This window comes from Photobacterium sp. DNB22_13_2 (genome assembly GCF_052873915.1).
The window spans coordinates 72189-96567 of record NZ_JBNNXU010000022.1; the positions used below are offsets into that span (position 1 = coordinate 72189).

Here is a 24379-nt window from a genome sequence, read left to right on the forward strand (position 1 = left end):
AAAACATGACATTATTCACAAACGATTAGTGCGGAAGTGCTTTGCCGGAACTCCCGCCCTCAAATTACTTAAGCTTTTGCACGCTCTTCTAGCATAGCAACAGCAGGAAGTACTTTACCTTCAACGAACTCAAGGAATGCACCGCCACCTGTAGAGATGTAAGAAACGTCAGCTTTGATACCGAACTTGTCGATAGCTGCTAGCGTGTCACCACCACCGGCTACAGAGAAACCTGCAGATTCAGCGATTGCTTTAGAAATACCAGCTGTACCCGCTTCGAAGTTCTTGAATTCGAATACGCCTACAGGGCCGTTCCAAAGGATAGTTTTTGCGTTGCCGATGATTTCAGCAAGAGCAGCTGTAGAATCTGGGCCAAGGTCGAAGATCATGTCGTCGTCTTGAACTTCAGAAACGTGCTTGATTTCAGCTTCGGCGTTTTCGTCGAATGCTTTTGCACATGCAACGTCAGTTGCTACTGGGATAGCACATTCTTTCATTAGTTTCTGAGCAGTTTCAACTAGGTCAGCTTCGTATAGAGACTTACCTACGTTATGGCCTTCAGCTGCGATGAATGTGTTCGCGATACCACCACCAACAACAAGTTGGTCAGCAATTTTAGATAGCGACTCAAGTACAGTTAGCTTAGTAGAAACTTTAGAACCACCAACGATAGCCACTAGCGGACGCTCTGGATTGTCCATTGCTTTGCCTAGTGCTTCTAGCTCAGCCGCTAGAAGAGGACCTGCACATGCTACTGGCGCGTGAGTACCTACACCGTGTGTAGATGCTTGCGCACGGTGAGCAGTACCGAATGCGTCCATTACGAAGATGTCACAAAGAGCAGCGTACTGCTTAGAAAGTGCTTCTTCGTTCTTCTTCTCGCCTTTGTTAAAGCGAACATTTTCAAGAACAACTAGCTCACCTGCGTTCAGCTCAAGGCCGTTCAGGTAGTCTTTTGCTAGTTTAACGTCGCAGTCAAGTGCGTCGTTTAGGTAGTTAACAACAGGCTGTAGAGAGAACTCTTCCGCGTACTCGCCTTCAGTTGGACGACCCAGGTGAGAAGTAACCATTACTTTAGCGCCAGCTTCTAGGCACTGCTTGATAGTTGGAAGCGATGCAAGGATACGCGCATCAGAAGTTACTTTACCGTCTTTCACAGGAACGTTTAGGTCAGCACGGATGAATACGCGTTTACCCGCAAGTTCCAGATCAGTCATCTTGATTACAGACATGGTTTGTCCTCTCAACATTAATTAATTTAAAATCAAAGTTTTTGTCGGCCCAGCGTCACTGCTAGGCCCTAATAATTCTTTATTGCTTATCGCAAACCGCTGAACTTTCCTCAATAACCACTTGGGTGGTTTCGGTCGCGTTCATTGCCAAGGCGGTGTCTAGCATCCGATTGGCAAATCCCCATTCATTATCACACCAGACCAACAGTTTAATCAGATGCTGGTTACTTACTCGGGTCTGAGTACCGTCGACAATCGCGCTATGGGGATCGTGATTGAAGTCTACCGAGACAAGCGGCACTTCGGTGTAATCCACTATGCCATCTAATGTACAACGAGATGCCTCGGCCAGTGATTGATTTACGTCATTAACTTTCACATTTGTTTTTACAGTGACACTCAAATCCATTGCGGTAACGTTAATTGTCGGTACGCGCACAGAGATCGCTTCAAATTTGTCAGAAAATTTCGGAAAGATACGACCAATACCCAGATGAAGTTTAGTATCAACAGGAATAATTGACTGGCTGGCAGCTCGAGTACGGCGTAAATCGCTGTGGTAAGCATCGATGACCTGCTGGTCATTCATCGCCGAGTGGATAGTAGTAATAGTACCGGATTCAATGCCGAAGGCGTCATCCAACACTTTAATAACAGGGACAATACAGTTGGTGGTGCAAGAGCCATTGGAGACAATATTGTGCTCAGGCTTGAGCGAGTCGTGGTTCACACCATAGATAATGGTATTGTCGATATCATTTGCAGCAGGATGGGAAAACAACACTTTTTTGGCGCCCGCTTTGATATGGGCTTCGCCGTCGGCGCGACTGCCAAAGATACCGGTGCAATCCAAGACAATGTCGACGTCTAGATCCTTCCAGGGCAGCAAGTGGATTTCGTTTTGGTGAAGAATACGGATACTGTCTTTCTCGCCGTTCCCATGAGCAATAAAAAGGTGCTCCTGGTCATGACTGACAGGCTTAAAAAAGCGTCCATGGCTAGTGTCATACTGGAGCAAATGAGCCATACCTTCAGGCTCAGCCAGTTCGTTGACCGCCACGACTTTGATGTGATGATCTTTACCGCTTTCGTACAGTGCCCGAAGCACACTGCGACCAATACGGCCAAATCCATTAATTGCGACTTTTAGTGTCATATCCGTGCTACAAAATTAATAAGCCGCGTTAGTGTATAACAAGCATCTCTGATAATCACCATAAATGTGAGCAGAGTCACCCATACCATTCATAATCTTTAATTTCAGAAGCTTAGTATCAAAACCTTGCAATTCAGCTGGTCATTACCAATAACCCTCAGCGTGACAAAGATCTCATTTCATATAAAAAAAGACCCCTGTTCGGGGTCTTTTTTTTAGCCTTCAAAATAAATCGCTACATGAACAGCACTCAGCGACTTAATTCTAATCAAGCTTATGCCAACACTTCTTTCGCCGTGTTAACCACGTTCTCGGTAGTGAAGCCGAACATCTTGAATAGCTCACCTGCAGGTGCAGATTCACCGAATGTCGTCATACCGATGATCTTGCCACCAAAGCCAACATACTTGTACCAGAAGTCAGCAATACCCGCTTCAACAGCAACACGTGCCGTTACGTCAGATGGCAATACTGCTTCACGGTAAGCCGCATCTTGCTTGTCGAACAAGTCTGTAGATGGCATCGACACTACGCGTACGTTCTTACCTTCAGCTGTCAGCTGGGCTGCAGCTTCAACCGCTAGCTCAACTTCAGAACCGGTTGCGATAAGGATAAGCTCCGGCTTGCCTTCACAATCTTTCAGGATGTAACCACCCTTGGCGATGTCAGCAACCTGTACATCTGTACGCTCTTGCTGTGCCAGGTTCTGACGCGAGAAGATCAGCGATGTTGGACCGTCTTTACGCTCGATAGCCAGTTTCCAAGCTACTGCAGATTCAACCTGATCACATGGACGCCATGTGCTCATGTTCGGCGTCAGGCGTAGAGAGGCAATTTGCTCAACCGGCTGGTGAGTCGGACCATCTTCACCCAGACCGATAGAGTCGTGCGTGTAAACCTGAATGTTCTGCACTTTCATCAGTGCCGCCATACGCATTGCGTTACGCGCGTACTCCATGAACATTAGGAAAGTTGCACCGTATGGTACGAAACCACCGTGTAGTGCAATACCGTTCATGATTGCGGTCATGCCGAATTCACGTACACCGTAGTGAATGTAGTTACCAGAGAAGTCATTTGCTTCTAGCGACTTAGAACCAGACCACATAGTCAGGTTAGAAGGCGCAAGGTCAGCAGAGCCGCCCATGAACTCAGGTAGCATCTGACCAAACGCTTCAAGCGCGTTTTGAGAGGCTTTACGTGATGCGATGTTGGCAGGGTTAGCTTGCAGATCAGCGATGATTGCGTTCGCTTTCTCTTCCCACTGTGCAGGTAGATCGCCATTCACACGGCGCTTGTACTCTGCAGCAAGCTCAGGGTGAGCCGCTTCATAAGCGGCGAACTTGTCGTTCCAAGCCGCTTCTTTCGCTGCGCCTGCTTCTTTAGCATCCCACTCAGCGGCAATGTTTGCAGGGATCTCAAATGGACCATGCTCCCAGCCAAGTGCAGCTTTCGTCGCGGCAATTTCTTCTGCGCCAAGCGGTGCACCGTGACAGTCATGCGTACCCGCTTTGTTCGGTGAACCGAAGCCGATAATCGTCTTGGTACAGATAAGAGTCGGACGTGGGTCCGCTTTTGCCGCTTCAATCGCAGCGTTGATCGCGTCAGCGTCGTGGCCGTCAACAGCTGGGATCACATGCCAGCCGTATGCTTCGAAACGCTTAGGTGTATCGTCAGAGAACCAACCTTCAACTTCACCGTCGATTGAGATGCCGTTGTCATCCCAGAAAGCAACCAGCTTGCCTAGGCCCAATGTGCCAGCAAGAGAACACGCTTCGTGAGAGATACCTTCCATCAAACAACCGTCGCCCATGAACACGTAAGTGTTGTGGTCAACGATGTCGTGGCCGTCACGGTTGAACTGAGCAGCAAGGGCTTTTTCTGCCATTGCCATACCCACACCATTGGTGATGCCTTGGCCAAGAGGACCCGTGGTCGTTTCAATACCCGGAGCATAACCGTACTCAGGGTGACCCGGTGTTTTTGAATGCAGCTGGCGGAAATTTTTCAGATCGTCGATAGACAGATCGTAACCAGTCAGGTGAAGCAGAGAATAAATCAGCATTGAACCATGGCCGTTTGACAAGATAAAACGGTCGCGATCAGCCCACTCAGGGTTTTGTGGGTTGTGGTTCATGTGGCCACGCCACAGTACTTCAGCGATATCAGCCATACCCATAGGTGCACCAGGGTGGCCAGAGTTAGCTTGTTGAACACCGTCCATGCTTAGGGCACGGATTGCATTAGCAAGATCTTTACGAGAAGACATGTCTGCTCCAGAAATTCGTAGACGTTGAGTATTCGGCTACCCTTACCATTAATGATTCAGGTTAACCGCAGTTCGGCGGGCGGGTATTGTCGCAAAGACTGGGCTATGACTGCAAACGATTTCCTGAGAAAAATAAGTTCTATATCAAGGTCATGGTAGCCGTATCACATCCGCATTCTAGGCAACTGACTGTAATAAAAGCGTTACAGGGGAAACGTTTGCTTTCTTTTAACAAAAATATCCCTACTCGTTGCAAGTTGATTTTTAACCAGCAAAAGGTATTATGGCCGTCTAGACGGAGGTAGCTCTATACATACAAACGTATATCCGTACGCAACTGCGTGATTGATATCATAAGCATATAGAGCTCGAGTTTTTTCAATTAACATATTTTTATGGGAGCGCTCATGGCGAAGCACCTGTTTACTTCTGAATCAGTATCAGAAGGCCATCCAGACAAAATTGCAGATCAGATTTCAGATGCAGTATTGGATGCGATCTTGGAGCAAGATCCGAAAGCACGTGTTGCGTGTGAGACTTACGTAAAAACCGGTATGGTGATGGTTGGTGGTGAAATCACTACTTCAGCATGGGTTGATATCGAAGAAATCACTCGTGAAACTGTACGTGAAATCGGTTATGTAAACTCAGAAATGGGTTTCGATGCCAACTCTTGTGCCATCCTAAGTGCCATTGGTAAGCAGTCTCCGGACATCAACCAAGGTGTTGACCGTGAAGACCCACGCGAGCTAGGCGCTGGTGACCAAGGTATCATGTTCGGTTACGCGACAAACGAAACTGAAGTACTGATGCCTGCACCTGTGACTTACGCCCACCGCCTAGTAGAGCGCCAAGCAAAAGTTCGAAAAAATGGTGCCCTACCTTGGCTTCGCCCTGATGCGAAAAGCCAGGTAACGTTTGCCTACGACCAAGGAAAAATCGTTGGTATCGATGCAGTCGTACTTTCGACTCAGCACTGCGACAGCATTGAGCTACCAGTACTGCAAGAAGCAGTAATGGAAGAAATCATCAAGCCAGTTCTACCTTCAGAGTGGCTAAACAAAGACACCAAGTACTTCATCAACCCAACCGGCCGTTTCGTAATCGGTGGCCCTATGGGTGACTGTGGTCTAACGGGTCGTAAGATCATCGTAGATACCTACGGCGGCGCAGCTCGTCACGGTGGTGGTGCATTCTCTGGTAAAGATCCATCGAAAGTTGACCGCTCGGCAGCATACGCAGCACGTTATGTAGCGAAGAACATCATTGCTGCAGGCATGGCTGACCGTTGTGAAATCCAGCTGTCTTACGCTATTGGTGTTGCAGATCCAACATCTATCATGATCGAAACATTCGGCACCGAGAAAGTGTCTCACGACATCATCGTTGAAGCCGTACGCCAGCACTTCGACCTGCGCCCATACGGCCTGATCGAAATGCTTGACCTACTTAAGCCTATGTATCAAAAAACAGCGGCATACGGTCACTTCGGTCGTGAAGAGTTTCCATGGGAAAAAACTGACAAAGCAGACATCCTACGCGACTTCGCTAACATCAAGTAAGCGGCGTAAGCGACAGTCTGATTGTAAAAGGGAAGCTTCGGCTTCCTTTTTTAGCATCTGGCTATTGGCTATTGGCTATTGGCTATTGGCTATTGGCTATTGGCTATTCAGAAGGATTAACTCCGAGCCATATCAAACCTATTGTTTTCCTTGGTCCCGCTTTTCCGAGGGCCTTGTGCCTCTAGCCTCTGGCCCGCTGACCTCTTATACTCTCCCCTTCCACCAGCAAGCCCTGAAGTTGCCATGACTCTCCTGCAAAACCAAGTTACCGAACGCGTAAAGCAATGTATCACCCAAGCCAACCAGCGCCTCAACAAGCGTTTAACCATGCCAGAGGTACGCTTTAGCCAACGCGGTAAGATTGCCGGTAGTGCCCGGCTGCAAGGGTGGGAAGTTCGCTTCAATCCGGTATTGCTCGAAGAAAACCCAGATGCTTTTTTAAATGAAGTCGTACCCCACGAAGTTGCCCACTTAGTGGTATTCAAACTGTTTGGCAAGGTCCGCCCACACGGCAAGGAGTGGCAGATCATCATGCAAGAAGTGTTCGGTGTTACCCCTCGCACCACCCACAGTTTTGATGTCAGTTCGGTACAGGGCCAGACCTTTCGTTACCGCTGCCAGTGCAATGAGTACCAAATGACAGTCCGCCGCCACAATAAAGTCCAGCGCGGGCAAGCCCATTACCGCTGCCGCCAGTGCGGTCATACACTGGCCTTACAGCAGCAGGTTCAATAGACAAGAGGTGATTACTCACGGGTGAAATCATCACGGAAGAAGACAGTGCTCAGCGCCTGCTGCGTGCTCTTCACCATCGGCTTGCCCGACACAAATCGGGACTGGGCCTCGCACCACCCAGTGCCGTAAGGCAGCAATTCAGCAGCCTCATCAATACGGCTAAATTCCGCTCTGAGATCGCGCATCAAGATACGCTCTGCGATTTGCTTCGCTCTCGATTTTACATGACTGTCTGCCAAGCGGTCACGCTGCCCCCAGCCTATCTTGTAATCATCACAATAGGGGTCTGTCATTGCAGGCTCAACAAGAAAGGCGACATCCGAAATCGCCTGGTATTGCTGGTGCATCATATAAGCTTCAAACAGCATCGCGACATCTTCAGCCTGACTGGAGTAGGCATAATAATCAGCCGCGCCATCAAACTCGAACTCGGCCCCTAAGGTTTCGGCTTCAAGCTGAGTCTGTGCCTGCGTAGGAGTTTCGCCGCGAAAAGAAGCCTGAGCCAAATCATGCAGCATAATCGAGCTTAGAGGCTGCTCCCGGTTAAGATCACTGTTCACCGGGATCCGTCGTTGAATATTCTGCCAAACCGTCAAGTTGGTATCCAAATCTGCCAATGTATCCTGCGGTAAATAGTCATTGGCATGAGCCAATTCATGGGCCAGCAAGCGGTATAACCCTCTGGTGATCTTATCTATATCCCGAAAGTAATTAACGTCCCTATCATAAGTATTGCTGGTCAACACATATTGGCCATAGGGATCGAGATAACGGTTGGCGGCAACAAATTTGAACTGTGATTGATAAGCATCACGAAAGTCATCCTGCTGATAGATATCCTGCCACTGCGTTTCTGTCTGCCAGAGGTAACGCGGGTCGATATACATGCTGGCCGTTCCGGAATGATAGAAAGAGGGGCGAATTTCATAGCTCAACACGACAGCATTAACAGAGCCGAATAAGTTCAGTAGATCCTGCGGCATCTCGCGCAGGGCCGCGATGAAGTTACTCCCCATCCACGCATGCGATACTACCAGCCGGGCGGCAATGTCATCGACCGTAACATCACCCTCAATGCCATAGCCTAGCGGTGCAATATCACTGACTAGGCAAGACCGCTGCTGTTTGTATAAGGGAACGCAGTCAAGAGCTGCTGACGCGAAAAGGCTATTGGACTGGTAAGCCTGCAAACTATCGAGGGCAGGATCACCATTAACGTTAGAACGCTCCTGCGCTTTTTCACCTCCGCCGCCACACCCAACAAGCACCAGCAAGCCGGTAACCACTACGGCTATCAACTTCTTTTCCATTGCAACATTCCTTGTTTTTATAAAGCAACTAAGCACATATGGTACAAAAACAGGCCAAACTCACAACAACCAAAGCATAAAAGTGCGACACATAAATACTCCACCAGGATTCGTTTAATTTCCTTTTTACCCTTGTTTTTCTCCCTTACCGCGTCCATCTCTTTATCCTATAGCCTGCATTCGATGACCAAGCGCCTGCAATCAGCAGCAGAGTTGATATAATGCAGCCAGACTACAACCAACAGGTTACAAGATAGCCATGAGAATCCCACGAATTTACCACCCGGAGTTATTGCCAAGCTCTGGAACCATTATGCTAAGCGAAGACGCTGCCAACCACGTAGGCCGTGTCATGCGTATGCAAGCCGGCCAAGAAGTCCTTCTGTTTGACGGCAGCAATGCTGAGTTTCCGGCAGTGATCACCAATGCCAGCAAGAAGAGTGTGGAAGTGGAAATCCAGGCGCGCGTTGAAAACAGTGTCGAATCACCACTGGATATTCATCTTGGCCAGGTTGTTTCTCGTGGTGACAAAATGGAATTTACCATCCAGAAATCCGTCGAGCTGGGCGTTAATACCATCACCCCACTGATTTCAGAGCGTTGCGGAGTAAAACTGAACGCCGAACGTTTCGAGAAAAAACTCCAGCAGTGGCAAAAAATCGCCATCAGCGCGTGCGAGCAATGTGGTCGTAACACCGTGCCGGAAATCCGCCCGATCATGAAGCTAGAAGAATGGTGTGCCGAAGAATACGACGGCTTGAAGCTGAACCTGCACCCTCGTGCAAGTTACTCGATTAACACCCTGCCAGAGCCAGTGACCAAAGTGAAACTACTTATCGGTCCTGAAGGCGGTTTATCCGCAGACGAAATTTCAATGACCGAGCAATACACCTTTGATGAAGTATTGTTAGGCCCGCGTGTGCTGCGTACCGAAACGACAGCAATGACCGCGATCACCGCATTACAAGTTCGCTTCGGCGATCTGGGCTAACCAAGAGGAATACAGCAATGATCAAACTGGGTATCGTGATGGACCCAATCGAGTCTATCAACATTAAAAAAGATTCCAGCTTTGCCATGATGTTGGAAGCCCAGCGCCGTGGCTGGGAAATCCACTATATGGAAATGAACGACCTGTCACTGGAGCAAGGAAAAGCCATTGCCCGCACCCGTGTCGTTAGCCTGAAGGAAGATCCAAACGGCTGGTTTGAATTCCACAGTGAACAAGAAATCGCGCTGTCAGATCTTGACGCGGTATTGATGCGTAAGGATCCGCCATTCGACACCGAATACATTTACGCGACCTACATTCTGGAGCGTGCAGAAGATGAAGGCGCCCTGATCGTCAATAAGCCACAGAGCCTGCGTGACTGTAACGAAAAGCTGTTTACCGCCTGGTTCCCTGAGCTGACGCCAACCACCATCGTTACTCGCCGTGCCGACAAAATCAAAGCTTTCCACCAGGAGCACGGGGATGTGATCCTCAAGCCACTTGATGGGATGGGTGGCTCGTCTATCTTCCGCGTAATGAAAGGCGATCCGAATGTCTCGGTGATCATCGAAACCTTAACCAATATGGGCCAAAATTACTGCATGGCTCAGACCTTCGTACCTGATATCAGCAACGGTGACAAACGTATCTTGGTGGTCGATGGCGAACCGATGCCATACTGTTTGGCTCGCATTCCGGCCAAAGGCGAAACACGTGGCAATCTGGCCGCAGGCGGTCGTGGTGAAGCGCGCCCTATCAGCGAGACCGATCGCAAAATCGCTGAAACCGTCGCCCCGGTACTGAAGGAGAAAGGCTTGATCTTCGTAGGCCTTGATGTGATTGGCGACAAGCTAACAGAAATCAACGTCACCAGCCCAACTTGTATCCGTGAAATCGAAGCAGCTTTTGATATCTCTATCACTGGCAAGCTGATGGATGCCATCGAGCGACGCATCAACGCGTAATTGGCGACTCAACGCAGCCCCACTCAATTAAGACAAGGGCTGCATTGAGTGGGCTGCATTAAATTTAAATTCCTCTCCCTTTAATACCAATTCTGTTAATTAGTCGGCATACTGTAAGTAATACGTTCGGTAGTAGGTATCTTTCCATGAACTTGACTAACCACTTTCTGCTAGCCATGCCAAGCATGCAAGATCCAAATTTCAAAGGAAGTGTTGTCTACATTTGCGAGCACAACGACGAAGGCGCAATGGGTATCGTCATCAACCTGCCGATTGAAATTTCGGTGGGCAACATGCTTGATCAAATAGAGATTGAACGTGAATTGCCAGTCAAGGATCCAGCCAGCCTTGAACAGCCCGTATTTAACGGGGGTCCAGTATCCTCCGATCGCGGCTTTGTTTTGCATAATCGGGTTGGTCGTTTGAGTTCAAGCATTGATGTCACCGATGATGTTTCCATCACCACTTCCAAAGACATCCTCTCACTACTCGGGACCAGTGAGTCGCCAGACAATTTTCTGGTTGCTCTGGGTTATGCAGGATGGGATTCAGGGCAGCTTGAAAAAGAGCTTATAGAAAATGTCTGGCTGACAACGGAAGCCAATACCGATGTGGTGTTCAATACCCCCATCAATGAACGTTGGAACAAGGCCATTGCCCAGTTGGGTATCAATGCCACTAACCTATCCACAGAACAAGGACATGCATGAGTCATTCTCGCAGCGTACTCGCTTTTGATTACGGTACGAAAAGCATTGGTGTCGCCATCGGCCAGGAGCTGACAGGCACCGCTAGCCCACTAGGGGCTCTGAAGGCTAAAGATGGGATCCCTAATTGGGACGACATTGAAAAAATCATCAAAGAATGGCAACCGGACTTGGTTGTTGTCGGCCTTCCGCTAGATATGCGAGGCGGTGAGTTGGAAGCCATCACACCAAGGGCCAAAAAGTTTGCCAACCGCCTGCACGGTCGATTCGGTTGCCAGGTTGAATTGCATGACGAGCGCCTGAGCACCGCTGAAGCCCGCTCCGATCTATTCGATCGCGGCGGCTACCGCAACCTCAGCAAAGGCAATATCGACTCCCAATCAGCTGTTGTGATCCTCGAAAGCTGGTTCGAGCAGCAGTACGGATAGCCATAAGATCCTGGGTTCTAGCGTCTAGAACCTAGGGATTATCTTCTCACCGCATTCCCCCTTTCAGACCCATTATCTTCCCTTTTTTATTGATTCTAGGTCTTTGGTTCTCGGATCCTATCACCTTATTCGTACAGCTTTCCCTTCTCTTTTCACCAAAAAGCGATCGCTTACCAAGATCTTGAAAAATGGATTTGACTGACCCCAGAAAGCTCAAGGGATGATCAGGCTGTACAGCTTTTGGGCTATTTGAATCCGAAAGCTCAGATACCTGTACATCGTGATCCTGACCATAACGAAAAAACATTAACTTCAATAGCTTATAAAATACGATCAACAAAAAAAGCATTAGGATCATAACACCCCCAATGCTTTTGGTTACCTACAGACTAATTGCTACGATCAATAAGATCAGCCCATATCGACGGTGACCCCAGACAATGCATTCGTACTTCGCTGACTCTTGCTTCCCACTTTAATCATCAAGCGCAGGTCGTTGGCTGAATCGGCATGGTGCAAGGCATCCTGCTCAGTGATCTTGCCAGTGCTGTAAAGGTCATAGAGCGACTGATCGAAGGTCATCATCCCCGATTCATTCGATTTGGCCATGGTGTCTTTGATCTCATGGAGCTCGCCGCGACGGATCAAGTCTGCGATCCTCGGGGTATTGATCAACAACTCAAAAGCACCATGTCTACCGATCCCATGCGCATCGGGGATCAACTGCTGGGCCAAGATACATTTAAGATTCAAAGACAGATCGAACAGGAACTGCTCGCGCCGCTCTTTCGGCACTAAATGCAAGATCCGCTCTAGTGCCTGATTGGCATTGTTGGCGTGTAGGGTCGCCATACACAGATGTCCGGTCTCGGCAAAGTTCATCGCATATTCCATGGTTTCGGGAGTACGGATTTCACCAATCAGGATCATATCCGGCGCCTGGCGCAGGGAGTTTTTCAAGGCCACTTCGTAACTTTCGGTATCCAGCCCCACTTCACGCTGGGTGATGATGCACTTATTGTGCTTGTGTACGAATTCAATCGGATCTTCTACCGTCAGGATATGACCACTGCGGTTGCTGTTGCGATAGCCGGTCATGGCTGCCATCGACGTTGACTTGCCCGATCCAGTCGCGCCAACAACCAATACCAAGCCACGCTTGGCCAGCGCCATCTTCTGCATATCCATAGGTAGGTTGAGTGAGTGAAACTCCGGGATTTCCGTTTCAATACGGCGGATCACCATCCCCGGTAATTCCCGCTGCCAGAAAGCGCTAACCCGGAAGCGATTCTCCCCCCTCACCAAGGCAAAGTTAGCCTCTTTACTGGCACGGTATTCAGCCTCTTGCTCACGGTCCATCGCCTCGCCAAACATTTGCTCGATGGCTTTAAGGTCGAGCATATCGCCAAGGGGATGGAGATTGCCATCAATGCGGAGTAAACAAGGAGAATCGACAGTAATATAGAGATCCGAGGCCTTGCGGCTGATCATCTCGTTAAGTGCGTGCTGTAATGTCATTCTATCTATCCCCACTAAAACGACGAAAAGCCAGAATCAACAACCCGGCGTCCTTCTTCGGCATCCACCAGCCCCTGGGCAACCAGCATCTTGACACTTTGATCCATAGTCTTCATTCCCATAGCCGATCCGGTCTGGATCATCGAGAACATCTGCGCCACCTTATCTTCCCGGATCAAGTTGCGAATCGCCGGTGTCGCCATCATCACCTCATGGGCGGCAATACGCCCGCCACTGGTACATTTGAGCAGGTTCTGTGATACCACCGCACGTAGCGACTCCGACAACATGGAGCGTACCATTGCCTTATCATTGCCCGGGAATACATCGATGATCCTATCAACCGTCTTTGCCGCCGAACTGGTATGCAAAGTCCCCAGCACCAAATGCCCGGTTTCTGCCGCCGTCAGGGCTAAGCTGATAGTCTCGCGGTCACGGAGCTCACCAACCACAATCACATCGGGATCTTCACGTAGCGAGGAGCGCAGGGCATTATGGAAACTGTGGGTATCGCGATGTACTTCACGCTGGTTGATCAGGCAACGTTTACCGGTGTGGATGAATTCCACCGGATCTTCAATGGTTAGGATATGGCAGTTTGAATTCTCGTTAATGTAATCCACTAACGCGGCAATAGTGGTCGACTTACCCGAACCTGTGGCCCCGGTCACCAGCACCAATCCACGTGGGAGTTGGGCGATCTGGTAAAACACGTCAGGCACACCCAGTGACTCCAGGGTCGGGATCTTGACCGGTATCGTTCTAAATACCGCTGCACTGCCCCTCGCTTGCTTGAATGCATTAACACGGAAGCGACCAACATCGGGTAATTCAAACGAGAAATCGACTTCTAGCCGCTCTTCAAACTCCCTGCGCTGGGCATCATTCATTATATCGAATACCAAACGATGTACTTCCGCATGCTCCAAAGCCGGTAAACTCAGCTTGCGCACATCGCCGTCAACCCGGATCATCGGCGGAACACCAGCAGAAAGGTGCAGATCAGAGGCGTTATGCTTTACACTAAAGTCCAGTAGTTCGGTGATATCCATAAATTTTCCCCACAGAATCAATTATGAATAGTATCAAGCAAAACATTGAACAGGTCATCACCCAGATCGGCCTGGCAGCAGAAAAATGCGGTAGAGATGCCGAATCAGTGCAACTGCTTGCAGTTAGCAAAACCAAACCTATTGCCGCGATAGAGGAAGCGATTGCCGCTGGCCATGCGACATTTGGCGAAAACTATGTTCAGGAAGGCGTAGAGAAGGTCCAGTACTTTGCCCAGCAAGGTCTCGCTTCGTCATTGAGCTGGCACTTCATTGGCCCGATCCAGTCCAACAAGACCCGTCCGATTGCCGAGCACTTCGACTGGGTCCATTCGGTTGACCGTGCCAAGATCGCCCGCCGCCTCAGCGAACAGCGCCCGGCAGAGATGCCGCCACTCAATATCCTGCTTCAGGTCAACACCAGCGGTGAAGACTCCAAGTCGGGACTGGCTTTTGATGACGTCGCGGCGCTGGCAGATGAAATCGCCGCCATGCCGAACCTGGTGTTACGTGGCCTAATGTCGATTCCGCAAAAAGCCGATGATTATGACAGCCAGCTAGCCGCATTTTCCAGCCTGGCTGAGACAATGGACAAGCTCAAGGCCAAACACCCGCAGCTTGACACCCTGTCGATGGGAATGAGTGGCGATCTTGATGCCGCCGTTGCCGCCGGTAGTACCATCGTCCGCATTGGCACAGCTATTTTTGGTGCCCGTGATTATTCGTAGTTCAGCGAGAATAACTTGGGTATATAATAGCCACACAATTATAACGTCTAGGAAGGACGTCATCGTCCCTCCCGGCCTTGAAAACACAAAGGATGTAACATGGAACAACGCGCGATTGCCTTCATTGGTGCCGGTAACATGGCCCGTTCTATCATCGCCGGCCTCGTTGCCAGCGGCTACGCGCCGGACAAAATCACCGCGACCGCACCAAGCTCAGCCCGCCGCGAGCCGTTGGCCCGTGATTACGGGATCCACACCACCGACAATAACCTCAGCGCCGCTTCCGATGCCGATGTCATTGTATTGGCCGTTAAGCCCCAGCTGATGGAAGAGGTGTGCCAACCGCTGCAGATCCTCGATTTTTCCGGCAAGCTAGTGATATCAATTGCCGCCGGGGTGAGTGCTGAGCGCCTCAACCAGATGCTGGCAACCAAGCTGAGCCTAGTGCGGGTAATGCCCAATACCCCATCACTGATTGGCAAAGGCATGAGCGGCCTCTTCGCCTCTAGCAGTCTCAACCCCAATGACCGTCAATTTGCCGAACACTTAATGCAGGCTGTCGGCGAAGTATGCTGGGTAGAGCAAGAGTCGGGAATTAACGGTATTATTGCCGCTGCCGGCAGTGCTCCAGCTTACTTCTTCCTGTTTATGGAAGCGATGCAGGACGAAGCCATCAAGCAAGGTTTCACCCCTGAGCAAGCCCGTATGTTGGTACAGCAGTCGGCGCTTGGCGCGGCAGAAATGGTCGTCGCTAACCCGGATACCGACCTAGCGACCTTACGTGCTCAGGTGACCTCGAAAGGTGGCACAACCGCCGAGGCAATCCGCACTTTCAACGAGTGCCAACTTAGTGATACCGTAGCAAAAGCAATGCGTGCTGCCGTTTCCCGCGCTGAAGAAATGGAAAAATTATTTTAAGGTTAGTATATGAACTCAATTGGTTTTCTTGTCAGTACCCTATTTGATCTCTACATTATGGTCGTGCTGCTGCGCATCTGGCTCCAGTGGGCGCGTGCCGATTTTTACAATCCGTTTTCGCAGTTTATCATCAAGGCAACCCAGCCGGTCGTCGGTCCGCTGCGCCGCATTATTCCGTCAATTGGCTCACTGGATGTCGCCACCCTGCTGTTTGCCTACATCCTGAGTATGGGTAAGTTCATCCTCCTACAGTTGGTGCTGGGCGGTGGCTTTATCTTTACCCCTGAGTACTTCTGGATTGGCGCCCTATCATTAGTGAAAGCCGCTGGTGGCCTGCTGTTCTGGGTACTGCTGCTACGCGCTATCCTAAGCTGGGTCAGCCAGGGTCGCAGCCCTGTTGAATATGTAATGCACCAACTTACCGAGCCATTGACAGCCCCTATCCGCCGTATTATCCCAGCAATGGGTGGCCTAGACCTGAGTGTATTGGTTCTGTTCCTTGGTCTGCAGTTTGCCAACTTCCTGATCGGTGACGTTGTCGGTCCGATCTGGTTCCAGCTATGAGCCAACAGGCCGTTTACCTTGATGGTGACGATCTGATCTTAAGGCTCTATATTCAGCCAAAGGCCAGCCGTGACCAAATGGTTGGCCTACATGGTGATGAAATCAAAGTGGCGATCACCGCCCCGCCAGTTGATGGCAAGGCCAATGCCCATCTGACTAAGTACCTGTCCAAGCAGTTCAAGGTCGCCAAGGGGCAAATTGACATAGAAAAAGGGGAGCTAGGACGTCACAAGCAAGTGCGTATCACGGTCCCCAAGGTTATCCCCGAGCCCATCAAAGCTCTGCTGTAATCGGTAACCACTCCCAGCCCGGCGTCCCCCAAGACGCCGGGCTGTTTTTCATCAGACTGTTACACCCGACTATAATGGAATTAAGCAATACCCACTATCGGTGCAGGGATAATCCCCGACCCAGTGCGTATAGAAGGATAATAAAATGACTCGTCTTTTCAGCCTATTTGCCCTGTTACTTACCAGCCTGGGTGCTAGCCTCCCGGCCCATGCCGAGCAATTCGAACAAGTCGGTAGTTTGGAGGTCCACTACTCCAGTTTCCCATCAACGTTTCTCACCCCAGACGTTGCCAGTACTTACAAAATCCAGCGCAGCCGCTATTCCGCGGTGATCAATGTCACTGTGCTTGATACAGGCAAGCCGGGGAAACCAGCAGTAACTGCGGTACTTAATGGTCAGGCTAAAAACTTACTCGGCAGCGTAAAGAACCTATCTTTCCGGGAGATCAGAGAAGGCGAGGCGATTTATTACATTGCCGAAATCAAACACGCCAATGAAGAGCGTTTCAATTTCTCCATCGACATGTCCCACAACGGCACCCGAGGCAACATCAAGTTTGACCAGACTTTTTATGTCGACTGACCCAACTCCAGTACCGGCATCTACACGGGGAGCCTAGCGCTCCCCTTTTAATTTCCGGGTAGTGAGATAAGATAGCGCCCTCTTTATTGTGAGGAACTGTGATGAGCAAATTAGTACTAGCTACTGGTAATCAGGGCAAAGTGAAAGAAATGGCTAGCCTGTTGGCAGATTTCGGCTTCGACGTGGTTGCCCAAAGCGATTACAACGTCTCTTCTGTGGCCGAGACAGGTACCACCTTTATCGAAAACGCTATCATCAAAGCTCGCCATGCAGCCAAGGAAACCGGTTTGCCAGCGATTGCCGATGACTCAGGCCTTGAAGTCGACTACCTCAAGGGAGCGCCGGGGATCTATTCTGCCCGCTTTGCCGGTGCTGATGCCTCTGACGAAGAAAACCTGCAAAAGCTGCTAACAAAAATGGAAGGGGTTGCGCCAGAGCAGCGTACCGCCCGTTTCCATTGCGTACTGGTCATGATGCGTCACGAGAATGATCCCACCCCACTCGTCTGCCACGGCAGCTGGGAAGGCCAAATCCTGACCGAAGCCCATGGTGAGAATGGCTTTGGCTATGATCCCATTTTCTGGGTACCTGAAGACCACTGCTCTTCAGCAGAGCTTGAACCCGCTCGCAAGAAACAACTATCACACCGCGGCAAAGCCCTCACCAAGCTATTTGCTGCCCTGAAGGAAGCATAAACCATGCTAGTACCACCACCACTGAGCCTGTATATCCATATCCCATGGTGTGTCCAGAAGTGCCCTTATTGCGACTTCAACTCCCATGCGCTGAAAGCCGATATTCCTGAGCTTGATTACATCGATGCCCTTATCGAGGATCTCGATACCGACTTGGCCAAATATGGTCTCAATCGCCAAGCCCGGGAGCTGCATTCCATTTTCATCGGTGGTGGTACCCCAAGCCTGATCTCCGCACCGGAAATCGGCCGCTTGCTTGAGGCCGTCAAACAACGGATCCCGTTTAGCAAGGATATCGAAATTACCATGGAAGCCAATCCGGGCACCGTCGAGGCCGGACGCTTCAACGCCTACCGTGCCGTGGGAGTCAACCGTATCTCAATTGGCATCCAGAGTTTCCAGGATGAAAAACTCAAACGCCTAGGCCGGATCCACGGTAGCAAAGAAGCCATTACTGCCGCAGGACTGGCCAAAGAGGCCGGACTCGACAGCTTCAATATTGACCTGATGCACGGCCTGCCGGATCAAAGCATCGATGATGCCCTGTCAGATCTGAAACAGGCGATAGCCTTGCAGCCACCGCACTTGTCTTGGTATCAGCTGACTATCGAGCCTAATACCCTATTCTACTCCAAGCCGCCGGTACTGCCAGATGACGATGATTTATGGGATATCTTCGAGCAAGGCCACCAGCTGCTGGCTGATGCTGGCTATGTCCAGTACGAAATCTCGGGCTACAGCAAAGCAGGCCGCCAGTGCCGCCATAACCTCAACTACTGGCGCTTCGGCGACTATCTGGGGATCGGTTGCGGTGCCCATGGCAAGCTGAGCTTTGCCGACGGCACTATCACCCGTACAGTGAAGGTCAAACACCCTCGAGGCTACCTCAACCCGACCAAGCCATATCTTGATCAGGAAAACCAGGTTGCTGCCAGTGAGCGTCCGTTCGAGTTCTTTATGAACCGCTTCCGCCTGCTAGAAGCCTGCCCGAAACAAGATTATGTCGATCGTACCGGCTTGCCGTTATCAAGCATTGAGGAGCCGATCAACTGGGCACTTAAGCAAAGCTACCTGGAAGACAAAGGCGAGCAGTGGCAGATCACTGAGCACGGTAAACTGTTCCTCAACGATCTGCTGGCGGCGTTTGTAGACGAAGACGAGCAAGATTAAGGCTCAGTGCAGATAGTACAAAAGAACGTAAAAATACCGCGAGTAGCTCTAGCTGGTATTCTAGGCCGGAGCTACACGCGTTTATGCTCTTTTGTTCGACGACTTTGGAAGAAGGGTGAAAGGCATCAATTTAGAGTGACGCTCTGCCAACGTTTAAGGGCAGGAATTTGAGATTGAATTTCGCTTTCCTTCGCTTGGCGCATTGCCACCTGATCGCACAGCTTTTGATCGATCAACTGTGAATGGGACAAAGTATAAGGCAAGTCATCCAGCATAAGGCGGTGATAGTCAGCGAGCAACATCGACTGATCATCACTGAGCTTGACCTTGTGGACCCCGAAGTAAAGTTGACCACTGGGTTTTATCTGAAAGTTTTCCCCTTCAAATTCGAGATTGAGCGCCCCGTCTTGCATACTCAGGCTGTTGTGCCACTCCAACTGACACACAGGCGCTTCATTGGCTTGAACGCCCAATGATAAGGCAAACCCGACAACCGCTAACTTGTACCCACAAACACGCAACAGCATAAGCCTTTCCCCGTAATCGGAGTAGGTTAGGATCTGCAGCCCTAAACGACCCCGTTAAAAAATTGAACGGCCGATCCGCTCAGCCAGCAATTCGAGGGCAGCTGTACCGGCCAGAGAGTTACCCGAAGGATCCAGCTCTGGCGACCATACCGCGATGGCCATTTCACCGGGAACGATAGCAATGATCCCGCCACCGACTCCTGATTTGCCCGGCATACCTACCCGATATGCAAATTCTCCGGCACCGTCGTACAACCCGCAGGTCGCCAGCAGTGCATTCATTTGCTTACACTGAGTTTGGGTGATAATTGTTTTTTTTGCGCCCAAAGGAAGCCCTTTATTTGCCAAGTAACTGAAAGTTTTGGCTAAATCAACGCAGCTCATTTTCAGGGCACAATAGCTGAAGTAATTAGTCAGCACCGGCATCACCTCATTCTCAAAGTTACCAAATGAACGCATCAGATAAGCTATCGAGGCATTACGATCACTGTGCTGCATCTCCGAAGCGGCCACGACCTTGTCGTAGCAAATATGCGGGTTTTGGGCCAGGCCGCGTACCAACTCCAGCATCCGGTATTGAGGGGCCGACAAACGGCTGTGCAGCAGATCAGAGACTACCAGTGCCCCGGCATTGATAAACGGGTTACGTGGTATGCCGTTTTCCAGTTCGAGCTGGATCATCGAGTTGAATGCATGGCCTGATGGCTCCTTGCCGACCCGCTGCCAGATTTCCTCCGGCTGGTACAAGGTCATCGCCAGTGTCAGGCTCAGCGCCTTGGAGATCGACTGGATCGAGAAGTCTTCCTTGCTATCACCAGCCTGAATAACTTCACCGTCGTTATAACACACAGCAATCCCCAATTTACTGGCCGGAACTTCCGCCAATGCCGGGATATAATCAGCCACTTTTCCTTTTCCGATCAGCGGTCTGACTTCATCTAAAATCTCGTTTAGCAACTGCTCTGTTGGTTTCATTACTTTTCTCCAAGGATAAAAAAGCCAACACGAGGTTGGCTTTTTTCGAACAACTGATGCACCCTGCGGTGCTTGGCAATACCTTGCCCAAATGCGCTTGAGACTTACTCAGTGCGCGCGTATTTCATGTCCCATACGCCGTGACCCAATCGGTGGCCACGAGCTTCAAATTTTGTCAGCGGACGATCTTCAGGACGCGGGATGTAAGCACCGTCTGTTGCCGTATTACGGTAACCCGGCGCAGCGTCCATCACTTCAACCATATGCTCAGCGTAGTTTTCCCAGTCTGTCGCCATGTGGAAGATACCACCGATTTTCAACTTTTTACGCAACATTTCTGCGAACTCAGGCTGAACGATACGACGTTTGTGATGACGCGCCTTATGCCATGGGTCAGGGAAGAACAGCTGCACGCAATCAAGGCTACCATCTGCAATCATGTGCTCGAACACTTCTACGCCGTCGTGACACATTACACGTAAGTTAGTCAGACCCGCTTCTTCTGCGCCCATCAAGCAAGCACCTACACCTGGGCTGTGAACTTCAATACCGATGAAGTTTTTCTCTGGGGAATTCTTGGCCATCTCAACCAGAGAGGCACCCATACCAAAGCCGATTTCCAGTGTAACTGGGTTATCGTTATTAAATACTTCTTTCCAGTCCAGCATCTGCTGAGCGAAGTCGATACCCATAGCCGCCCAGTTATTGTCCATGGCCGCTTCTTGGCCCTTGGTCAAGCGACCTTCGCGACGAACAAAGCTACGTACCTTACGTACCAGTTTGCCGTCTTCGGTAAATTCGTTCAGGGTAACTTCACCTGACTTTTTTGAAACTTCGCTCATGCTTACTATCCAAACAAAAAAGAAACGGAACGGCATTATCCAAAGTTACAGCGCAAGTGCAAGTCTATCGATTGCGACGACCCGGACTTTGTGGTGCAATCAGGGCCAAAAATAAGACAGACGAAGACGGCTGTCAGTAATGTGAGCTTGAAACTGTGACCAATACCTTCTCTGATGCCATTTTAGCGTGGTATGACAAATTTGGCCGGAAAACCCTGCCATGGCAACAGCAAAAGACCCCCTACAAGGTCTGGCTGTCGGAAATCATGCTACAGCAAACCCAAGTCGCCACGGTGATCCCGTACTTTGAGCGTTTCATCGAACGCTTCCCTACGGTCACCGCTCTTGCAGCCGCCGAACAAGACGAAGTGTTGCACCTGTGGACAGGCCTAGGCTACTACGCCCGGGCGAGAAACCTGCACAAAGCAGCCAAACACATCGTTGACCACCATAACGGCGTTTTCCCAACCGATATCGAACAAGTGATTGCCCTACCAGGGATAGGCCGCTCAACCGCTGGGGCTGTGCTGTCACTATCTCTCAAACAACATCACCCTATCTTGGATGGCAACGTAAAACGCACGCTAGCCCGATGCTATGCCGTTGAAGGGTGGCCAGGGAAAAAGCCGGTAGAAAACCAGCTATGGGAAATCGCCGAGGCCAATACTCCAGACCAAGGTGTGGAACGCTATAACCAAGCCATGATGGATATGGGGGCGATGATCTGTACCCGCAGCAAGCCTAAATGCGAATTGTGCCCCGTCGCCGAGCGCTGTGAGGCCAAAGCACAGAGTAGACAAACCGATTTTCCGGGCAAGAAACCCAAAAAAATCCTACCGGAAAAGCAAGCCTGGTTTGCCATTTTCCAGTATGGCGAATATGTCTGGCTGGAAAAGCGCCCACCCGCAGGGATCTGGGGCGGCCTGTGGTGCTTCCCGCAACAGGATCACGCCGACCTAACGCCGGTGATCGAGCAGCGAATAGGTCAATTAGAGATCATCAGCGATCAAGAGCAGCTGAACGCATTCCGCCATACATTTAGTCACTATCATTTAGATATCGTGCCGATAAAATTAAGCCTTTCCGCGCAACCCAACAGCATCAGCGAAGCCGGTAATGGCCAATGGTATAACCTCAACCAACCCGCAGAGATAGGGCTGGCGGCACCGGTACAGCAGATCCTCGAGAGCCTGCGCTACGAGCTAAATAGATAGAGTTTTTATAGCAAGTGACTTCAAGTAACATGCACCTTAAAGTTACGTGAGCATATTAAGCATGGTATAAATATACCCAAGTAAACGAATCAACGTTATAACGAAGGAGCTCCCCGATGAGCCGTACAGTATTTTGTGCCCGCCTGAAAAAAGACGCGGAAGGCCTTGATTTCCAACTTTATCCGGGTGAACTGGGCAAGCGTATTTTCGACAACATCTCGAAGGAAGCGTGGGCCGAGTGGCAAGGCAAGCAGACTATGCTGATCAACGAGAAAAAATTGAACATGATGGATCCGGAGCACCGCAAGCTGCTGGAAACCGAAATGGTGAACTTCTTGTTTGAAGGCCAAGATGTCATTATCGACGGCTACACGCCGCCGAGCGAATAATACCGCTAATGCTTCCCCCATGCTTGGTCGTTTAGCTCTAGGGAAACATATAAGTCATTAATTCAGGCATCTTTTGTAAGGTGCCTTTTTCTTATTCCGGGAACTATGAGATTACGCGCGCTGTTTTTGTCCCTGCTCCTACTGAGCGGCTGTAGCCGAGAGTTTATTGAAAAACTCTACGATGTCGACTACTCCACTACCAACCGTTTTGCCAACAACCTCGCCCCGCTGCCAGGTCAGTTCACTCAAGATACTGCCGCGCTCGATCGGCTAATGAACTCCTTCAACGGTCAGGTAAAACGCTATTGGGGAGATAACGACTCACTGGTCGCCAGCAAGCGTCAATACGTTAAGTACACTGATGGTTACCGTAGCCGCGCTCATGTTGATTTTGAACGCGGCATGGTTATCGTCGAAACCGTCGCAAAAACCGAACCGACCAAGCACCTCAAGGAAGCCATTACCACCACTTTGCTGACACCAGACAATCCGGGCGGCGTCGATCTGTATTCCGATTCAGCTATCGAGTTGAGCGGCAAGCCGTTCCTCTATGGTCAAGTGCTCGACAATGAAGGTAAGCCCATCGAATGGTCATGGCGTGCCAACCGTTTCGCCGATTATTTGATCGACGGTAAAATGAAAAAGCGCTCGGAGCGCTTCCACCAAGTCTATTATGTTGAAATCCCGATGGTGGCCGATCACGCCAACCAGCGTGGTTACAAGTATGCCAGTATTGTTCGTGATGCTTCCCGCCGTTACGGCATTGCCGAAGATCTGATCTATGCCATTATCAAAACCGAAAGCAGCTTCAACCCCTATGCGGTCAGCCACGCCAATGCCTACGGCCTGATGCAGGTGGTACCAAAAACCGCCGGGGCCGATGTCTTCAAGCTAGTGAAAAACAAGCCAGGCATACCGACACCTGAGTACCTGTTTGATCCTGCAAGAAATATTGATACCGGTACTGCCTACTTCTACATCTTGCGTACCCGGTATTTGAAAGACGTCCGTGATCCGCTGTCGCTCCATTACAGTATGATCTCAGCTTACAACGGCGGTACCGGAGGGGTGCTCAATACTTTCCACGGCAGTGACCGCAAACGGGCGATGAACGATTTGAACAGTTTGCAACCAAATCAAGTCTACTGGGCACTGACCAACAAGCACCGCAATGCCGAGGCCAGAAGGTATTTGGAAAAAGTCACCGCATTCCAAAAAGAATTTAACCAAGGAAAAATCTGATGCTATGACAAGGAAATAGCCATAATCGGCGTTTCCGGACGAAAAGCAGGCAACCGAGCGCGACAATGAAAATTTTCTAAAAAAATAGTTGACGAAAAGAACGAAAAACCGTTTAATAGCGCTCCGTTGCCTCGATAGCTCAGTCGGTAGAGCAGAGGATTGAAAATCCTCGTGTCGGTGGTTCGATTCCGCCTCGAGGCACCATCTCTTCTCTTTTGAAGAACATGGTGCAAGCAACGATATATAATTCCCCCTTAGTTCAGTTGGTAGAACGGCGGACTGTTAATCCGTATGTCGCAAGTTCAAGTCTTGCAGGGGGA

The 24379-nt window shown here is 50.2% G+C and carries 25 protein-coding genes and 2 tRNA genes; 18 read left to right on the forward strand and 9 right to left on the reverse strand.

The genetic code is table 11. From position 1 onward, the window contains the following. Window positions 1–68: 68 nt before the first annotated feature. The 3 genes from ACVA58_RS23355 to tkt form a co-directional block, all read right to left on the reverse strand. Window positions 69–1232 (reverse strand): phosphoglycerate kinase, encoded by a 1164-nt coding sequence (locus ACVA58_RS23355; RefSeq protein WP_446512694.1) that lies wholly within the window; start codon window positions 1230–1232, stop codon window positions 69–71. 79 nt (window positions 1233–1311) lie between these two features. Continuing rightward, window positions 1312–2388, reverse strand: a complete 1077-nt coding sequence (epd, locus tag ACVA58_RS23360; RefSeq protein ID WP_446512693.1) for an erythrose-4-phosphate dehydrogenase — start codon at window positions 2386–2388, stop codon at window positions 1312–1314. Window positions 2389–2662: 274 nt separating this feature from the next. After that, window positions 2663–4657 (reverse strand): transketolase, encoded by a 1995-nt coding sequence (tkt, locus tag ACVA58_RS23365; RefSeq protein WP_446512692.1) that lies wholly within the window; start codon window positions 4655–4657, stop codon window positions 2663–2665. Between the two features lie 407 nt (window positions 4658–5064). Here tkt and metK point away from each other — a divergent pair, with 407 nt between their 5' ends. Next, window positions 5065–6219 (forward strand): methionine adenosyltransferase, encoded by a 1155-nt coding sequence (metK, locus tag ACVA58_RS23370; RefSeq protein WP_446512691.1) that lies wholly within the window; start codon window positions 5065–5067, stop codon window positions 6217–6219. 243 nt (window positions 6220–6462) lie between these two features. After that, window positions 6463–6954, forward strand: coding sequence for a SprT family zinc-dependent metalloprotease (locus ACVA58_RS23375; RefSeq protein WP_446512690.1), 492 nt, complete (start codon window positions 6463–6465; stop codon window positions 6952–6954). An 11-nt stretch (window positions 6955–6965) separates the two neighbouring features. Here ACVA58_RS23375 and ACVA58_RS23380 read toward each other — a convergent pair whose 3' ends face one another. After that, window positions 6966–8264 (reverse strand): hypothetical protein, encoded by a 1299-nt coding sequence (locus ACVA58_RS23380; RefSeq protein ID WP_446512689.1) that lies wholly within the window; start codon window positions 8262–8264, stop codon window positions 6966–6968. Between the two features lie 259 nt (window positions 8265–8523). Here ACVA58_RS23380 and rsmE point away from each other — a divergent pair, with 259 nt between their 5' ends. The 4 genes from rsmE to ruvX all read left to right on the forward strand — a co-directional run bounded on the left by rsmE (window position 8524) and on the right by ruvX (window position 11355). Next, window positions 8524–9255 (forward strand): 16S rRNA (uracil(1498)-N(3))-methyltransferase, encoded by a 732-nt coding sequence (gene rsmE, locus ACVA58_RS23385; protein WP_446512688.1) that lies wholly within the window; start codon window positions 8524–8526, stop codon window positions 9253–9255. A 17-nt stretch (window positions 9256–9272) separates the two neighbouring features. Next, the gene (gene gshB, locus ACVA58_RS23390) at window positions 9273–10220 is read left to right on the forward strand and encodes a glutathione synthase (RefSeq protein ID WP_446512687.1); all 948 of its coding nucleotides are present in this window, start codon (window positions 9273–9275) and stop codon (window positions 10218–10220) included. A gap of 146 nt (window positions 10221–10366) precedes the next feature. After that, complete coding sequence (locus ACVA58_RS23395; RefSeq protein ID WP_446512686.1) at window positions 10367–10930, forward strand: YqgE/AlgH family protein; 564 nt, start codon at window positions 10367–10369, stop codon at window positions 10928–10930. Continuing rightward, on the forward strand, window positions 10927–11355 hold the full coding sequence (gene ruvX / locus ACVA58_RS23400; RefSeq protein ID WP_107349959.1) for a Holliday junction resolvase RuvX: 429 nt from the start codon (window positions 10927–10929) through the stop codon (window positions 11353–11355). The genes ACVA58_RS23395 and ruvX overlap by 4 nt, the downstream gene beginning before the upstream one ends. Window positions 11356–11766: 411 nt before the next feature. Here the strand turns inward: ruvX and ACVA58_RS23405 are convergent, their stop codons facing one another. After that, window positions 11767–12873, reverse strand: a complete 1107-nt coding sequence (locus ACVA58_RS23405; protein WP_446512685.1) for a PilT/PilU family type 4a pilus ATPase — start codon at window positions 12871–12873, stop codon at window positions 11767–11769. Window positions 12874–12887: 14 nt separating this feature from the next. Continuing rightward, entirely contained in the window at window positions 12888–13925 is a 1038-nt protein-coding gene (locus ACVA58_RS23410; protein ID WP_446512684.1) for a type IV pilus twitching motility protein PilT, read from the reverse strand. Between the two features lie 23 nt (window positions 13926–13948). Here ACVA58_RS23410 and ACVA58_RS23415 point away from each other — a divergent pair, with 23 nt between their 5' ends. The 7 genes from ACVA58_RS23415 (at window position 13949) to hemW (ending at window position 18870) form a co-directional block, all read left to right on the forward strand. After that, a complete protein-coding gene (locus ACVA58_RS23415; protein WP_446512683.1) occupies window positions 13949–14650 on the forward strand; it encodes a YggS family pyridoxal phosphate-dependent enzyme in 702 nt (233 codons plus the stop codon). A 99-nt stretch (window positions 14651–14749) separates the two neighbouring features. After that, on the forward strand, window positions 14750–15568 hold the full coding sequence (gene proC, locus ACVA58_RS23420) for a pyrroline-5-carboxylate reductase (RefSeq protein ID WP_446512682.1): 819 nt from the start codon (window positions 14750–14752) through the stop codon (window positions 15566–15568). Between the two features lie 9 nt (window positions 15569–15577). After that, window positions 15578–16132 carry a YggT family protein gene (locus ACVA58_RS23425; RefSeq protein WP_446512681.1) on the forward strand — a complete coding sequence of 185 codons (555 nt, stop codon included), beginning with the start codon at window positions 15578–15580 and terminating at the stop codon, window positions 16130–16132. Beyond that, a complete protein-coding gene (gene yggU / locus ACVA58_RS23430; protein WP_446512680.1) occupies window positions 16129–16422 on the forward strand; it encodes a DUF167 family protein YggU in 294 nt (97 codons plus the stop codon). The genes ACVA58_RS23425 and yggU overlap by 4 nt, the downstream gene beginning before the upstream one ends. A 145-nt stretch (window positions 16423–16567) precedes the next feature. Further along, entirely contained in the window at window positions 16568–17005 is a 438-nt protein-coding gene (locus ACVA58_RS23435; protein ID WP_446512679.1) for a DUF4426 domain-containing protein, read from the forward strand. A 101-nt stretch (window positions 17006–17106) separates the two neighbouring features. Beyond that, window positions 17107–17700: an XTP/dITP diphosphatase gene (locus tag ACVA58_RS23440; RefSeq protein ID WP_446512678.1), complete on the forward strand. Its 594-nt coding sequence runs from the start codon at window positions 17107–17109 to the stop codon at window positions 17698–17700. A gap of 3 nt (window positions 17701–17703) precedes the next feature. Next, the gene (gene hemW / locus ACVA58_RS23445) at window positions 17704–18870 is read left to right on the forward strand and encodes a radical SAM family heme chaperone HemW (protein WP_446512677.1); all 1167 of its coding nucleotides are present in this window, start codon (window positions 17704–17706) and stop codon (window positions 18868–18870) included. A gap of 125 nt (window positions 18871–18995) precedes the next feature. Here hemW and ACVA58_RS23450 read toward each other — a convergent pair whose 3' ends face one another. From ACVA58_RS23450 to trmB, 3 genes are all read right to left on the reverse strand, one after another. After that, the gene (locus ACVA58_RS23450) at window positions 18996–19397 is read right to left on the reverse strand and encodes a hypothetical protein (protein ID WP_446512676.1); all 402 of its coding nucleotides are present in this window, start codon (window positions 19395–19397) and stop codon (window positions 18996–18998) included. A 54-nt stretch (window positions 19398–19451) separates the two neighbouring features. Continuing rightward, complete coding sequence (glsB, locus tag ACVA58_RS23455) at window positions 19452–20372, reverse strand: glutaminase B (protein WP_446512675.1); 921 nt, start codon at window positions 20370–20372, stop codon at window positions 19452–19454. A gap of 104 nt (window positions 20373–20476) precedes the next feature. Then, complete coding sequence (gene trmB, locus ACVA58_RS23460) at window positions 20477–21214, reverse strand: tRNA (guanosine(46)-N7)-methyltransferase TrmB (protein ID WP_446506258.1); 738 nt, start codon at window positions 21212–21214, stop codon at window positions 20477–20479. A 155-nt stretch (window positions 21215–21369) separates the two neighbouring features. On the opposite strand from trmB, the gene mutY reads away from it, so the two are divergent. From mutY to ACVA58_RS23485, 5 genes are all read left to right on the forward strand, one after another. After that, on the forward strand, window positions 21370–22428 hold the full coding sequence (gene mutY / locus ACVA58_RS23465) for an A/G-specific adenine glycosylase (protein ID WP_446512674.1): 1059 nt from the start codon (window positions 21370–21372) through the stop codon (window positions 22426–22428). 116 nt (window positions 22429–22544) lie between these two features. Further along, window positions 22545–22817 (forward strand): oxidative damage protection protein, encoded by a 273-nt coding sequence (locus ACVA58_RS23470; RefSeq protein WP_107300870.1) that lies wholly within the window; start codon window positions 22545–22547, stop codon window positions 22815–22817. 105 nt (window positions 22818–22922) lie between these two features. Beyond that, entirely contained in the window at window positions 22923–24059 is a 1137-nt protein-coding gene (gene mltC / locus ACVA58_RS23475) for a membrane-bound lytic murein transglycosylase MltC (protein ID WP_446512673.1), read from the forward strand. Between the two features lie 128 nt (window positions 24060–24187). After that, a tRNA-Phe gene (locus tag ACVA58_RS23480) sits at window positions 24188–24263 on the forward strand. Window positions 24264–24307: 44 nt separating this feature from the next. Continuing rightward, window positions 24308–24379 (forward strand) — tRNA-Asn (locus ACVA58_RS23485).